The 14,222-nt window shown below is 64.0% G+C and carries 12 protein-coding genes; 5 read left to right on the forward strand and 7 right to left on the reverse strand.

Annotated features, from left to right (window positions below; translation table 11 throughout):
• Positions 1-54 precede the first annotated feature (54 nt).
• The 4 genes from gcvP to EU803_RS13065 all read left to right on the forward strand — a co-directional run bounded on the left by gcvP (position 55) and on the right by EU803_RS13065 (position 6,715).
• Positions 55-2,904 (forward strand): aminomethyl-transferring glycine dehydrogenase, encoded by a 2,850-nt coding sequence (gcvP, locus tag EU803_RS13050; RefSeq protein ID WP_129683491.1) that lies wholly within the window; start codon positions 55-57, stop codon positions 2,902-2,904.
• 110 nt (positions 2,905-3,014) lie between these two features.
• Complete coding sequence (locus tag EU803_RS13055; RefSeq protein WP_129683493.1) at positions 3,015-3,803, forward strand: transporter substrate-binding domain-containing protein; 789 nt, start codon at positions 3,015-3,017, stop codon at positions 3,801-3,803.
• 39 nt (positions 3,804-3,842) lie between these two features.
• Positions 3,843-4,637: an amino acid ABC transporter permease gene (locus EU803_RS13060; RefSeq protein ID WP_129683495.1), complete on the forward strand. Its 795-nt coding sequence runs from the start codon at positions 3,843-3,845 to the stop codon at positions 4,635-4,637.
• 53 nt (positions 4,638-4,690) lie between these two features.
• The gene (locus EU803_RS13065; protein WP_129683497.1) at positions 4,691-6,715 is read left to right on the forward strand and encodes a M3 family metallopeptidase; all 2,025 of its coding nucleotides are present in this window, start codon (positions 4,691-4,693) and stop codon (positions 6,713-6,715) included.
• Between the two features lie 9 nt (positions 6,716-6,724).
• Here EU803_RS13065 and EU803_RS13070 read toward each other — a convergent pair whose 3' ends face one another.
• Positions 6,725-7,639, reverse strand: a complete 915-nt coding sequence (locus EU803_RS13070) for a cation diffusion facilitator family transporter (RefSeq protein ID WP_129683499.1) — start codon at positions 7,637-7,639, stop codon at positions 6,725-6,727.
• Between the two features lie 12 nt (positions 7,640-7,651).
• Complete coding sequence (locus EU803_RS13075) at positions 7,652-8,218, reverse strand: SH3 domain-containing protein (protein ID WP_129683501.1); 567 nt, start codon at positions 8,216-8,218, stop codon at positions 7,652-7,654.
• A gap of 115 nt (positions 8,219-8,333) precedes the next feature.
• On the opposite strand from EU803_RS13075, the gene EU803_RS13080 reads away from it, so the two are divergent.
• Positions 8,334-9,320, forward strand: coding sequence for a D-glycerate dehydrogenase (locus tag EU803_RS13080; protein WP_129683503.1), 987 nt, complete (start codon positions 8,334-8,336; stop codon positions 9,318-9,320).
• Between the two features lie 69 nt (positions 9,321-9,389).
• Here the strand turns inward: EU803_RS13080 and EU803_RS13085 are convergent, their stop codons facing one another.
• Genes EU803_RS13085 through EU803_RS13105 form a run of 5 tightly spaced genes read right to left on the reverse strand, consistent with a single transcriptional unit; the run spans position 9,390 to position 14,211 of the window.
• Complete coding sequence (locus EU803_RS13085; protein WP_129683505.1) at positions 9,390-11,687, reverse strand: 3-hydroxyacyl-CoA dehydrogenase NAD-binding domain-containing protein; 2,298 nt, start codon at positions 11,685-11,687, stop codon at positions 9,390-9,392.
• Positions 11,684-12,130 carry a cupin domain-containing protein gene (locus EU803_RS13090; protein WP_242494363.1) on the reverse strand — a complete coding sequence of 149 codons (447 nt, stop codon included), beginning with the start codon at positions 12,128-12,130 and terminating at the stop codon, positions 11,684-11,686. Before EU803_RS13090 ends, EU803_RS13085 begins: the two co-directional genes overlap by 4 nt.
• Positions 12,131-12,152: 22 nt before the next feature.
• Complete coding sequence (locus tag EU803_RS13095) at positions 12,153-13,364, reverse strand: acetyl-CoA C-acetyltransferase (protein ID WP_129683509.1); 1,212 nt, start codon at positions 13,362-13,364, stop codon at positions 12,153-12,155.
• Positions 13,365-13,375: 11 nt separating this feature from the next.
• A complete protein-coding gene (locus EU803_RS13100; RefSeq protein ID WP_129683511.1) occupies positions 13,376-14,002 on the reverse strand; it encodes a glutathione S-transferase family protein in 627 nt (208 codons plus the stop codon).
• Entirely contained in the window at positions 13,999-14,211 is a 213-nt protein-coding gene (locus EU803_RS13105; protein ID WP_129683513.1) for a hypothetical protein, read from the reverse strand. Before EU803_RS13105 ends, EU803_RS13100 begins: the two co-directional genes overlap by 4 nt.
• Positions 14,212-14,222 lie beyond the last annotated feature (11 nt).

The raw sequence follows: 14,222 nt of genomic DNA on the forward strand, positions 1-14,222 counted from the left end.
GGGGGAGCGATGCCCGCGCCCGCTCCCCTTTCCCTTGGGATCATGGAGACGCAGATGCCTTTCACCCCGACCGACTACCTTCCCTACGATTTTGCCAACCGCCGCCATATCGGCCCCTCGCCCGAGGAAATGGCCGAGATGCTGAAGGTCGTCGGCGCTGATAGCCTGGATGACCTGATCGACCAGACGATCCCGAAAAGCCTGCGACAGGCCGAACCGCTGGATTTCGGCAAACCGAAGTCCGAAGGCGAATTGCTGCACTTCCTCGGTCAGGTGGCCAAGAAGAACAAGGTGCTGACCAGCCTGATAGGGCAGGGGTACTACGGTACCGTCACCCCGCCCGCGATCCAGCGCAATATCCTGGAAAACCCGGCCTGGTACACCGCCTACACCCCGTATCAGCCCGAGATCTCGCAGGGCCGGCTCGAGGCCTTGCTGAACTACCAGACCATGATCACCGACCTGACCGGGCTTGAGATCGCGAACGCCTCGCTTCTGGACGAGGCAACGGCGGCGGCGGAAGCCATGACCATGGCCGAACGCGTTGCCAAATCGAAGGCCAAGGCCTTCTTCGTCGATCAGGATTGCCACCCGCAGAACATCGAGGTGATCAAGACCCGCGCCGCGCCGCTGGGGATCGAAGTGATTGTCGGCAACCCCGATGAGATGGATGCCGAGGCGGTCTTTGGCGCGGTGTTCCAATATCCCGGCACCTACGGCCATGTCCGCGATTTCACCGCCCATATCGAAAAGCTGCACGCGGCCAAGGCGATTGGCATCGTCATTGCCGACCCGCTGGCGCTGACGCTGCTGAAAGAACCGGGCGCGATGGGGGCCGATATCGCCGTTGGATCGACCCAGCGGTTTGGCGTGCCGCTTGGCTATGGTGGCCCGCACGCCGCCTATTTCGCCTGCAAGGACGCCTACAAGCGCAACATGCCCGGCCGGATCGTCGGCGTGTCGGTCGACAGCCACGGCCACCCGGCCTATCGCCTGTCGCTGCAAACCCGCGAACAGCATATCCGCCGCGAAAAGGCGACGTCGAACGTCTGCACCGCGCAGGCGCTGCTGGCGGTCATGGCGTCGATGTATGCGGTGTTCCATGGGCCGAAGGGGCTCAAGGCGATTGCCCAGCGGGTCCACCGCAAGACCGTCCGCCTTGTGCGCGGTCTAGAAGCCGCCGGATTCACTGTCGAACCCGATCATTTCTTCGACACCATCACGGTCGAGGTTGGCCCGCTGCAGGGCGCGGTCATGCAACTGGCCGTCGAAAATGGGGTGAACCTGCGCAAGGTCGGCACCACCAAGGTCGGGATCAGCCTTGATGAGCGCACCCGCCGCAGCACCATCGAAGCGGTCTGGCGCGCCTTCGGAATCGGCGCCAAGGATGACAACCTTGTCCACGAATACCGGATCCCGGAAGAGCTTCAGCGCGCGTCGGATTACCTGACCCACCCGATCTTCCACATGAACCGGGCCGAGACCGAGATGATGCGCTACATGCGCCGACTGTCGGATCGTGACCTGGCTCTGGATCGGGCGATGATCCCACTGGGGTCTTGCACCATGAAGCTGAACGCCGCGGTCGAGATGATGCCGATCACATGGCCCGAGTTTGCCTTCATGCATCCCTTCGTGCCGCTGGATCAGGCCGAAGGCTACCAGCAGATGATCGCGGATCTGTCGGACAAGCTTTGTGTCGCGACCGGCTATGACGCCATGTCGATGCAGCCCAATTCGGGCGCACAGGGCGAATATGCGGGTCTTCTGACGATCATGGCCTATCACGCGGCCAATGGCGACGATCAGCGCAAGATCTGCCTGATCCCGGTGTCGGCCCATGGCACCAACCCCGCCAGCGCCCAGATGTGCGGGATGGAGGTCGTCGTGGTCAAGTCTGCCGACAACGGCGACATTGACCTTGATGATTTCGCTGCCAAGGCCGAAGCGGCGGGCGACCGTCTGGCCGCCTGCATGATTACCTACCCTTCGACCCACGGCGTGTTCGAAGACACCGTGCGCGCGGTCTGCGAGATCACCCATGCGCACGGCGGACAGGTCTATATCGACGGGGCGAACTTGAACGCCATGGTTGGCCTTGCCAAACCCGGTGAGATCGGCGGCGACGTGTCCCACCTGAACCTGCACAAGACCTTTGCCATTCCGCATGGCGGCGGCGGCCCCGGCATGGGACCGATTGGGGTCAAGGCGCATCTTGCGCCCTACCTGCCGGGCCACCCGGAAACCGGCGGTCAGACCGGCCCGGTCAGCGCCGCGCCGTGGGGCTCGGCGTCGATCCTGCTGATTTCCTGGGCCTATGTGCTGATGATGGGCGGGCAGGGGCTGACGCAAGCGACGAAGGTGGCGATCCTGAACGCCAACTACATCGCCAAGCGGCTGGAAGGCGCCTATGACGTGCTGTTCAAGGGCAAACAGGGCCGGGTGGCCCATGAATGCATCCTTGACACGCGCCCCTTTGCCGACAGCGCCCATGTCACTGTGGACGACATCGCCAAGCGTCTGGTCGACAACGGGTTCCACGCCCCGACGATGAGCTGGCCGGTGGCGGGCACGCTGATGGTCGAACCGACCGAATCCGAGACCAAGGCCGAGCTGGACCGCTTCATCGCGGCGATGCTGGACATCCGGTCCGAGATCGAACGGGTCGAAAACGGCGAATGGCCGCAGGACAATAATCCGCTGTGCAACGCGCCCCACACCGTCGAAGATCTGGTGAGCGAATGGGACCGTCCCTACGACCGCAAGACCGGCTGTTTCCCGGCAGGGTCGTTCCGCGTGGACAAATACTGGTCCCCGGTCAACCGGGTGGACAACGTCTATGGCGACCGGAACCTTGTCTGCACCTGTCCGCCGCTGGAAGACTACCTCGACGCGGCCGAATGACCGCGTGATCGGGGGCCGGTTCGCCGGCCCCCGAAACTCCCCGCGCGGGGGGCTTTCTTTTCGCGTGGCCTGCGCCATACTCCCCGCAAAACCAACAGGGAGTCTGTTCCATGAAATCCATTGCTGCCCTTGCTGCGGGCCTCGCCTGCCTTGCCACTGTCGGCTCTGCCGCCGGACACCTGCCCGATCTTGGCGGACGTGAAGTGGTTGTTGTGACCGAAAACGCCTATCCGCCGCTTCAGTTCCTTGATGCCGACGGGAACGCCATCGGCTGGGAATACGACGCCATGGCCGAAATCGCCGAGCGTCTGAACATCACCGTCACCTATGAAAACATCAGTTGGGACGCGATGATCCCCGCCGTGTCCGAAGGCCAATACGACATGGGCATGACCGGGATCACCATCCGTGAAGACCGGGCCGAGGTGGTGGATTTCTCGGACAGCTATATGACCAGCCAGATGGTCATGATGGTGCGCGGCGACGAGGACCGGTTCACCGATGCCGCATCCTTTGCCGCCGACCCCGATCTGCTGATGGCCGCCCAGCCGGGCACCACGCCCTTCTACGTCGGCGTCTATGACGTGCTGGACGGGGACGAGGCCAACCCGCGCATCAAGCTGATGGAAACCTTCGGCGCGACCGTGCAGGCCCTGCGTGCGGGCGACGTAGACCTTGTCCTGACCGATGGCACCGCCGGGAACGGCTATGTCGATGCCTCGGACGGCGGGCTGAAAATCATCGGCGGGCCGCTTGGGACCGAGGATTTCGGGTTCATCTTCCCGAAAGGCTCTGATCTGGTCGAACCGATGAACGCCGCCATCGCCTCGATGGCCGAGGATGGCACGCTTGAGGCGCTCAACGTCAAGTGGTTCCTTGAATACAAGCTGGGCCAGTAGGGCCAGACGGGGCGGGCCACGGTCCGCCCTCTATTCCGCATGATCCCCCAATCCCCGCAGGACAAGGATTTTCCATGGTGGTTGCTGGTGGCCGTGGCCATTGGCGGCTGGATGCTGTGGCAGGTTCTGACCGATGATGTCTACACGCAGGTTCTGCAAACTCTGGGCAAGGGGGTGCGGGTCACGATCTTCGTGACGCTGGTCGGCTTCACGCTGGCCTCGGCGCTGGGCCTGATGCTGGCGGTCATGTCGCTGTCGCGGTTCCTCGTGCTGCGGCAGGTCGCCCGGTTCTATATCGAAATCGTGCGGGGCGTGCCGATCATCGTCCTTCTTCTCTATGTGGCCTTTGTCCTTGCGCCGATGCTGGTCGCGGGCTGGAACGGGGTCCGTGACGCAATCGGGCTGGATCCGATCCGGCCGCGTGATTTCAGCCTGATGTGGCGGGCGATCATAGCCCTGACCATCGGCTATTCCGCCTTTATCGCCGAGGTGTTCCGCGCCGGCCTGCAATCCATCGAAAAGGGCCAGATCGAAGCGGCAGAGGCGCTGGGCCTTGGCCCGTGGCACCGGTTCCGGCTGATCGTCTTCCCGCAGGCCTTCCGCCGCATCCTCCCGCCGCTTGGCAATGACTTCGTGGCCATGGTCAAGGACAGTTCGCTTGTGTCGGTCCTTGGGGTCACCGATGTGACGCAACTGGGCAAGGTCACGGCGGCGGGCAATTTCCGCTATTTCGAAACCTATAACGTCGTGGCGCTGATCTACCTGATGATGACGATCTGCCTGTCGCTGGCCCTGCGGCGGCTGGAAAAACATCTGCGCCAGAAGGCGGGCTAGGGCTGGTTCTTTGGCGCGCGGCTCCCTAGGTTTCAGGGAAAGGAGACCCGCGCATGACCAACCCGCTTGTCGCCGACTGGGACACCCCCTTCGGCTTCCCCCCGTTCGACCGGATCACTGATGCCGATTACGCCCCGGCGCTGGATATCGCGCTGGCCGAAGCGCGCAAGAAGATCGCCGCCATCACCGCCAATCCGGACGCGCCCAGCTTCGCCAACACGGTCGAGGCGCTTGACCTTGCCGACGGGATGCTGGACCGGGTGCTGGGGGCCTTCTACGCGCAGGCGGGCGCGGATTCGAACGACGCGCGCGAGGCGCTGATGCGCGACTTCGCCCCGAAACTGTCCGCCTATTCGTCCGAGATCGCGTCGAACCGCGATCTCTTCGCCCGGATCGAAACCCTGTGGCAGGATCGGGATACGCTGGACCTGACCCCGGAACAGGCCCGGGTTCTCATGCTGACCCGGCGCAGCTTTGTCCGGTCCGGAGCCCTGTTGGAAGGGGCAGAGGCAGAGCGGCTGACCGCGATTAAAGGGCGGTTGGCAGAACTGGGCACGCAATTCGGCCAGAACCTTCTGGCGGATGAACGCGGCTGGTTCATGGAGCTGTCAGAGGACGACCTTGCCCCGCTGCCCGGCTTTGTCCAGCAGGCCGCCCGCGCGGCGGGCACGGACCAGGGCAAGGGTCCGGTTGTGACCACCTCGCGCTCGCTTATCGTGCCGTTCCTGCAGTTTTCCCCCAACCGCGATCTGCGCCGCCGCGCCTACGAGGCGTGGACCGCGCGGGGCGCTATGGGCGGTGCCACCGACAACCGCGCCATCGCCGCCGAAATCCTGTCCCTGCGCGAGGAACGGGCCCGCCTTTTGGGTTACGACAGTTTCGCCGCCTACAAGCTGGAACCGGAAATGGCGGGCACGCCCGAGGCGGTTGAAGACCTGCTGATGCGGGTCTGGACCCCGGCAAAAGCGGCGGCAGAGGCGGACGCCAAGGTGCTCGAGGCGATGCTGCACGCCGACGGTATCGCAGGCCCGCTGGAGCCCTGGGACTGGCACTATTATTCCGAAAAGCGGCGGGTGGCCGAACATGACCTGAACGAGGCCGAGATCAAACCCTACCTGCAACTGGATCGGATGATCGACGCGGCCTTTTCCTGTGCCAACCGCCTGTTCGGGCTGGAGTTTTCGCCGGTCGATGTGCCCCACTACCACCCCGACGCCCGCGCCTGGGAGGTCAGCCGCAACGGCACCCATGTGGCGCTATTCATCGGGGACTATTTCGCGCGCGGATCGAAACGGTCGGGCGCATGGTGCAGCGCGATGCGGTCGCAACAGCGGTTGGCGGGCGATATCCGGCCCATCGTCGTGAACGTCTGCAACTTTGCCAAACCCCCAGCGGGTGACCCGGCGCTTTTGTCCTATGACGATGCCCGCACCCTGTTCCACGAATTCGGCCATGCGCTGCACCAGATGCTGTCGAACGTGACCTACCAATCGGTCAGCGGCACCTCGGTCGCGCGCGATTTCGTGGAATTGCCCAGCCAGCTATATGAACATTGGCTGGAGGTGCCGGAGGTGCTGGAAGAGTTCGCGACCCACGCCGAAACGGGCGCGGCGATGCCCCGCGATCTGCTGGACCGGCTGCTGGCCGCCACGACCTATGACATGGGGTTCCAGACGGTCGAATACCTCGCCTCGGCCCTTGTCGATCTCGCGTTTCACAACGGCCCCGCGCCTGCCGATCCGATGCAGAAACAGGCCGAAGTTCTGGAAATGATCGGGATGCCCCGCGCCATACGGATGCGCCACGCCACCCCGCATTTCGCCCATGTGTTCACCGGCGACGGCTACTCCAGTGGCTACTACAGCTATATGTGGTCGGAAGTGATGGATGCCGATGCCTTTGCCGCCTTCGAAGAGGTTGGCAACGCCTTTGACGCGGGTCTTGCCCAAAGTCTGGAGGCGAACATCCTGTCTGTCGGCGGGTCCGAGGACGCGGCAGAGCTCTACACCCGGTTCCGGGGGCGGATGCCGGGGGTGGAGCCGCTGCTGAAGGGTCGGGGGCTGCTGGACGTGGCCTGAGGGCCGGATCTATTGCCGGTGCCGGGGATCGTCGGGGTGGGGTTCCACGCCGACGGGATCCTTGTGGATCAGGACATCGGCCTGCGGGTATTCGGCCACGATGGCGCGGCGCAGCGCGGCACCGATGGCATGGGCCTCGGTCAGGCTCTGCGCGCCGTCCAATTCAATATGCATGTTCACGAAGAACCGGCTGCCCGCGCGGCGGGTCTTGAGGTCGTGAAACCCGTGCACGCCGGGGAAATCGGCGGCGATCTTCTCGATCCCGGTGATGATCTCGGGCGGCGCGGCGCGGTCCATCAGCGCGTCCCATGCCTCTTTCCCGATCCGCAGGGCGCCCACCGCCAGAAACAGCGCGGCCCCAAGCGCCACGACGCTGTCCACCTGCCCCAGCCCGAACCGGGCCGAGGCGAACAGCGCCACGATGGCACCGACATTGGGCACAAGGTCGCCGATGTAATGCAGACTATCGGCGGCCACGACCTTGTTCCCGGTCGTCCGTGCCACCCGGCGCTGCCAGGCGACCAGCGCCAGCGTCACAACGATCGAAAAGACGACCACTGCGATGCCCTTCTCCTCTTGCCGGGGCAGGGGGACGTCCCCGGCCAGTAGTCGGCTGACGGCCACCGCGGCGATCACCCCGGCCGACCCGAGGATGAACAGGGATTGCGCCAGCGCGGCCAGATCTTCTGCCGAGGTATGGCCGAACGTGTGGTCATCGTCCGCGGGCTTGGCCGCGTAGATGATCGCCGCCAGCCCGCCAAGGCTCATCATCAGGTCAAGGGCACTGTCCGCCAGCGTCGCCGCCACCGACAGCGACCCGGTTTCGCGCAGCGCCCAGATCTTTGCGATCACCAGCGCCAGTGCCACGGTGACGGAAAACGCCCCGGCGGACAGGTTCAGTCGGTTTTCGTCTGGGGTGCTCATTCCGGTTCCGGATCAGTCAAGAATTTCGTCGGCCGCGACGCCCCACAGCGCGGTTTTCGGGGCCCAGCCATCATAGCCGCCTGCGCTGATGTCGCACCAGTCGATGGTGCATTCGTCGATCCGGGCAATCACCCCGGCCTCCAGCTGTGCGACGATGGGAGCGCCGGATTCGGCGCGGCTCAGGATCGGGAGCAGGTCCTGATCCACGATCACCGTGCGGACCCCGGACAGAAGCGAATAATGCACCCAACCGCCGATCCCCTCGCGGTCGATCACGCGGCGCCAGTGGCCGTATTCGGCGACAATCTGCAGCGGCATGTCGCGCCGGGTGAAAATCCAGTCGATCCGGTGCGACAGGGACGGGCCCCGGCGGATGTTCGCCTCCGACGCTTTCAGAGATACAAACCGGGGCAGCGGCAGGTTGGTTTCCGGTCCCCGTGCGGTGCCATCGGGGGCAATCACAGCGTTCGCCGGCAGGTCGATGTCCTGTGCCTGCGCATGGGTCAGCAGGGCGCACAGCCCAAGACTGACCGCCAACACGCGGGAAAGGCGCCGGAACTTGCCCCGAATCTGCGTCATATCACCCTAGGTCCTGTCTGATGCGCCCGTGATGTGCGGCCTGCTCTTGTGCCGGGCGTTCTTGGCAGGCAATCTGCCACCGAAGGCAGGACTTGCAAAGCGGGAGTGAGGCGAAATGGCTGGGAAGCGCCTGAGTGTTGTTGTCACGCGACGGTTGCCGGAGACGGTCGAGACCCGCATGAAGGAACTGTTCGACGTGCGGCTGAGCGAGGACGACACGCCGATGTCGCGTGATGCTCTTGTTGCGGCGATGCAATCGGCTGACGTGCTGGTTCCGACGGTGACGGACAGGATCGACGCGGGCCTGTTGGGGCAGGCGGGCGACCGGCTCAAGCTGATCGCGAACTATGGGTCGGGGATTGACCATATCGACGTGCATACGGCGCGGCAGCGGGGCATCCTTGTGTCCAACACCCCCGGTGTAGTCACCGACGACACTGCCGATATGACCCTTGCGCTGATCCTTGCCGTCACGCGGCGCATTCCCGAAGGGCTGGCCCTCATGCAATCGGGTGACTGGGAAGGCTGGTCGCCGACCGCCATGCTGGGCGGGCGGATCGCAGGGCGGCGTCTGGGCATCCTTGGGATGGGCCGGATCGGTCAGGCAGTGGCCCGCCGCGCCCGCGCCTTTGGCATGTCGGTCCACTACCACAACCGCCGCCGCCTGCGCCCCGAGATCGAAGAGGCGCTGGAAGCCACATGGTGGGAAAGCCTTGATCAGATGGTGTCGCGGATGGACATCATTTCGATCAACTGCCCGCATACGCCGGCAACCTTCCACCTGATGAACGCCCGGCGGCTTAAGCTGATGAAGCCCGACGCGGTGATCGTGAACACCTCGCGCGGGGAGGTGATCGACGAAAACGCCCTGACCCGGATGCTGCGCACGGGCGAGATCGCGGGCGCGGGGCTGGATGTGTTCGAACGCGGGGCCGAGATCAATCCGCGCCTTCGGGAACTGCCTAACGTGGTCCTGTTGCCGCATATGGGGTCGGCCACGGTCGAGGGGCGGCTTGAGATGGGTGAGAAGGTTCTGATCAATATCAAGACCTTCGACGATGGGCACCGGCCGCCGGACCTTGTGGTGCCGGGAAATATGTAGCCCGACGTAGATAGCAGAAATGAAAAGGGCGGCACCTTGCGGGTGCCGCCCTTTCTTGTTTCAGGACGCTCAGGCCGCTTGCTTGCCTGCACCGAACCGGGCGTAAAACTCCTCGCCCTCGTCGGCCATGTTGCGCAACAGCGCGGGCGTGGCAAAGCGGGGACCGAACTTTTCGGCCAGTTGGTCGCAGCGTTCGGCCGCATAGGGTGCGCCGATGATGTCCAGCCAGCTGAACGGGCCGCCCGACCACGGGGCAAAGCCCCAACCAAGGATCGCGCCGACATCGCCTTCGCGGATGTCTTCCAACACGCCCTCTTCCAGCGCCCGCACGGCCTCGAGCACCTGTGCGAACAGCAAACGCTCCTGCACCTCGATCAGGTCCGGCTGGTCATCGGCCACGGGGTATTTCGCGGCCAGACCGTCCCAAAGGCCGGTGCGCTTGCCCTTGTCGTCATAGCTGTAGAAGCCCGCGCTGGATTTCCGCCCCAGACGGCCCTCGTCGGCCATCCAGAAAATCACCTCGTCCACCGCCCCGTCCGGATAGGCATCGCCCATCGCGGCCTTCGTCGCCTTGGCGATCTTCACGCCAAGGTCGATCGAGGTTTCATCGACCAGTTGCAGCGGCCCCAGCGGCATCCCAACCATCTTGGCCGCGTTTTCGATCAGCGCGGGGGCGACCCCTTCGGCGACCATGCGGATGCCTTCGTTGATGTAGGGAATGATGCAGCGGTTGGCATAGAAGAACCGCGCGTCGTTCACCACGATAGGCGTCTTGCGGATCTGGCGGACGTAGTCCAGCGCCTTGGCCACCGCCCGCTCGCCGGTTTCGCGGCCCTTGATGATCTCGACCAGCATCATCTTTTCAACGGGGCTGAAGAAGTGGATGCCGATGAACTGTTCCGGCCGGACGCTGGCCTTGGCCAGATCGCTGATCGGCAGGGTCGAGGTATTGGTGGCGAAAATGCAGTCTTCGCCAACGATCGCCTCGACCTTCTTGGTGATCTCGGCCTTGACGGCGGGGTCTTCGAACACGGCCTCGACGATCAGGTCGGCGCCTTTCAGCGCCTCAAGGTCGGTGGTGGCGGTGATCAGGCCCAGCACGGCATCCTTCTTCTCCGCCGTCACCTTTTTCCGGGCGATACCCTTGTCCAGATAGGCCTCGGTATAGGCCTTGCCCTTGTCGGCAGAGGCCTGCGCCTGATCGATCAGCACCACTTCGATCCCGGCCAGCGCCGAGACAAGCGCGATGCCCGCGCCCATCATGCCTGCGCCCAGAACACCGACCTTGGTGACCTTCTGGTCGTCCACGGCAGGGCGGTTGGCCCCTTTTTCCAGCGCTTCCTTGTTCACGAACAGGCTACGGATCATGGCAGAGGAGGACGGGTTCATCAGCACATGGGTGAACCAGCGTGCTTCGATCTTCAGGGCGGTGTCGAAGGGCACCATCGCCCCTTCATAAACCGCCGACAACAGCGCCTTGGCCGCCGGGTAGACCCCTTGGGTCTTGCCGTTGACCATGGCCGATGCGCCGACAAAGGTCATGAATCCCGCCGGGTGATACGGCGCGCCGCCGGGCATCTTGTAGCCCTTCTGGTCCCACGGCTTGACGATGGAATCACTGCCCATTGGCATCATGACAGGGTCAGACTCGGGATCGCTCGGATCGGAAAGCGTGCGAGGATAGACTTCGACCTTCCCGTTTGGAATTTCACCGGCGGTCGCTAGAACCCACTGTTTTGCCCGTGGAAGCAGATTCACGGGTGCAACAACCTCATCCACGACGCCCGCGCGTTTCGCGGCCTCGGGCGAATTCAGCTTGCCCTCCAGCAGCAGTGGCGATGCTGCCATTGCGCCCATCTTTCGCGACAGGCGGGTGGTGCCGCCCGCGCCGGGGAAGATGCCGACCATGATTTCGGGCAGGCCGATCTTGGCCTTGGGGTTGTCCGCGGCGATGATCCGGTGGCACGACAGCGGAATTTCCAGCCCGATCCCCAGCGCCGTGCCGGGCAGGGCAGCGACGATGGGCTTGCCGCCCTTCAGGGTCTTCGGGTCCATCCCGGCGCGTTCGATTTTGCGCATGATGCGGTGGGCATTCATGATCCCGTCGAACAGGCCCTGCGCCGGGTCGTCTCCGGCCATTTCCTTCATCTTGGCGATGACCTTCAGGTCCATCCCGCCGGCAAAGCTGCCGGGCTTGCCGCTGGTCAGGATCACGCCCTTGATCGCATCGTCGGCCAGTGCCTGATCAATCAGCGCCTCCAGATCGTCCCACGCCTCAAGCGTCATGACGTTCATGGATTTGCCCTTGGTGTCCCATGTGATCGTGGCGACGCCATCGGCGTCGGTTGCCATTGTGAAATCGGTCATTCTTTTTCTCCCTTCGTGGGGTAGGGGGTTCCATCCAGGTGCGTGAATCCTGTCGGCGTAGCCAGCAGGTCGAGGCCCGGGTAGGTGCAAGTATTCTGCGGGTCACGTGTACCCATGATCAGGTAGATCGCTGGCGCGTCGGAGTCGTTGCGAAGCATGTGCGCGATCTTGGTCCCGGCCTTCCACGCACAGGCGTCGCCCGGCCCGATGATAGTTTCGACCCCATCCTCGACCACGGTCACTGCGCCCTCAAGCATATAGAGGAATTCGTCCTCGCGATCTTCCCAATGCATTTGCGAGCTTTGCTCGCCCGGGTTGAGCGTTTCCAACGAGATGCCAAATTGTGTGAGTCCGCCAGCGTCACCAAGCGCGCGCCAAGACATCCGTCCCGCCTTCAGGGTGTAGGGGGCGGGGTAGCTGGCCTTGCTGACAGTTTCAGGCACGCTATCTCTTCGGAGGATCATTCTAGACCCGTTCGATGATAGTGGCCGCGCCCATGCCGGACGCGATGCAGAGGGTGGCAAGGCCGGTGCCCTTGCCGGTGCGTTCCAGTTCGTCCAGCAGGGTGCCGATGATGATCGCCCCGGTGGCGCCCAGCGGGTGGCCCATGGCGATGGAGCCGCCGTTGACGTTCACGACCGACGGGTCGACATCGAAGGCCTGCATGAAGCGCAAAACGACCGAGGCGAAGGCCTCATTCACCTCGAACAGGTCGATATCGGAAATCGACATGCCGCTGTCGGCGAGGATCTTCTCGGTCACCGGAACCGGACCGGTCAGCATGATGGTTGGGTCGGTGCCGATCTTGGCGGTGGCGCGGATGCGGGCGCGGGGTTTCAAGCCCCATTTCTCGCCGAATTCCTTGTTGCCGATCAGCACCCCGGCAGAGCCGTCCACGATCCCGCTGGAATTGCCGGCGTGGTGGATGTGGTTGATCCGCTCAAGGTGCGGGTATTTCATCAGCGCGACCTTGTCGAAACCGGGCATCACCTCGCCCATGTCCTTGAAGCTGGCCTTCAGTGCGCCAAGGCTTTGCATGTCGGTGCTGGGGCGCATGTATTCGTCGTGGTCCAGAATGGTCAGGCCATTGATGTCACGCACCGGGACGATGGATTTGTCGAACCGGCGGTCGGCCCATGCGGCGGCGGCGCGTTTCTGGCTTTCGACCGCCAGCGCGTCGGCGTCATCGCGGGAGAACCCGTATTCGGTGGCGATGATGTCGGCCGAAATGCCCTGCGGTACGAAATAGGTTTCCATCGCGATCGACGGGTCCACGGCAATCGCGGCGCCGTCGCTGCCCATGGCCACCCGGCCCATCATTTCCACGCCGCCCGCGATATAGGCCTCGCCTGCGCCACCCTTGACCTGGTTGGCGGCAAGGTTCACCGCCTCCATGCCAGAGGCGCAGAAGCGGTTGATCGCAAGGCCGGGGATCGACTGATCAAGGTCCGAGGCCAGAACGGCGGAGCGCGCCAGACAGCCGCCCTGTTCGCCGACCTGGGTCACGTTGCCCCAGATCACGTCTTCAACCGCGTGGCCCTCCAGCCCGTTGCGGTCTTTCAGGGCGTTCAGCACACCGGCCGACAGCCGCAGCGAGGTCACCTCGTGCAGGCTGCCATCGGCGCGTCCCTTGCCACGCGGGGTGCGCACGGCGTCATAGATATAGGCTTCAGACATCGTATCCTCCATCACGCGCCGGGAAAGGCGCGGGTCATCAGGTCGTAGGGGTGTTTCCAGCCGGGCAGGGCTTCGATCCGGCCCAGCCATGCGTCGATTGCCGGGTATTGCACCCGGTCGAATGTGAAGGCTTCGGGGTAGAACAGGTATCCGCACAGCGCGAGATCGGCGATGGTCACGTCATCGGAGGCGACCCAGTCGCGCCCGTCCAGATGGGCGTCCAGCACCTTCAGGGCCGAATGCAGCCGCATCGACAGGAACCCGTTCACATCGGTGTTGCGCTTGTCTTCGGGCAGGAAGTTCATGTTGAACCGCAACGTGCCCGCAACGCCCGACACCTTGTGATTGTCAAAGAACATCCAGCGCAGAACCTCGCGCCGTTCGGCGGCCGATTTGCCACCCAGCTTGCCGGTCTTGGAGCTGATGTAGTCCTGAATGACCCCCGATTGGGTCAGGACCGCGTCACCATCGACCAGCACCGGAACCTCGCCCATGACGTTGATTGCCCGAAATTCGGGGCTGCGGGTGGCGCCGTGGAAGAAATCCACGAATTCCGGGGCCCAGTCTTCGCCCGCCAGTTCAAGGGTCAGCGCCGCCTTATAGGCATTGCCGCTTTCGCCGAAGCAGTAGAGTTTCATCGCTTTCGTGCCTCCAGATCAGAATTGAAAATCCGCAACCGCGTCACGAATTTCTCCGCGTCGATGACACTGTCGAAGTTCTCGAACAGGAAGGACAGCGCCTCGCCCTCGTCCAGTCCGGCCTCGGCGGCGAACCGCTTTAATCGGCGATAGCCGTCCTCGGTCATGGCGACCGGGAACCGGCGGGTCAGGCGAAAGCGTTTGGGCATCTTGTCCTCCT

Origin of the sequence: Loktanella sp. IMCC34160, assembly GCF_004145845.1 — a bacterium.
In the GTDB taxonomy this organism is placed as follows: Bacteria; Pseudomonadota; Alphaproteobacteria; order Rhodobacterales; family Rhodobacteraceae; genus SELP01.

What these genes read in the sequence shown, in the direction of transcription:
- EU803_RS13070 (WP_129683499.1), bottom strand. Translation starts at nt 7,639, where the DNA reads ATGAGCACCCCAGACGAAAACCGACTGAACCTGTCCGCCGGGGCGTTT.
- EU803_RS13080 (WP_129683503.1), top strand. Translation starts at nt 8,334, where the DNA reads ATGGCTGGGAAGCGCCTGAGTGTTGTTGTCACGCGACGGTTGCCGGAG.
- EU803_RS13065 (WP_129683497.1), top strand. Translation starts at nt 4,691, where the DNA reads ATGACCAACCCGCTTGTCGCCGACTGGGACACCCCCTTCGGCTTCCCC.
- EU803_RS13055 (WP_129683493.1), top strand. Translation starts at nt 3,015, where the DNA reads ATGAAATCCATTGCTGCCCTTGCTGCGGGCCTCGCCTGCCTTGCCACT.
- EU803_RS13060 (WP_129683495.1), top strand. Translation starts at nt 3,843, where the DNA reads ATGATCCCCCAATCCCCGCAGGACAAGGATTTTCCATGGTGGTTGCTG.
- EU803_RS13105 (WP_129683513.1), bottom strand. Translation starts at nt 14,211, where the DNA reads ATGCCCAAACGCTTTCGCCTGACCCGCCGGTTCCCGGTCGCCATGACC.
- EU803_RS13085 (WP_129683505.1), bottom strand. Translation starts at nt 11,687, where the DNA reads ATGACCGATTTCACAATGGCAACCGACGCCGATGGCGTCGCCACGATC.
- EU803_RS13100 (WP_129683511.1), bottom strand. Translation starts at nt 14,002, where the DNA reads ATGAAACTCTACTGCTTCGGCGAAAGCGGCAATGCCTATAAGGCGGCG.
- gcvP (WP_129683491.1), top strand. Translation starts at nt 55, where the DNA reads ATGCCTTTCACCCCGACCGACTACCTTCCCTACGATTTTGCCAACCGC.
- EU803_RS13075 (WP_129683501.1), bottom strand. Translation starts at nt 8,218, where the DNA reads ATGACGCAGATTCGGGGCAAGTTCCGGCGCCTTTCCCGCGTGTTGGCG.
- EU803_RS13095 (WP_129683509.1), bottom strand. Translation starts at nt 13,364, where the DNA reads ATGTCTGAAGCCTATATCTATGACGCCGTGCGCACCCCGCGTGGCAAG.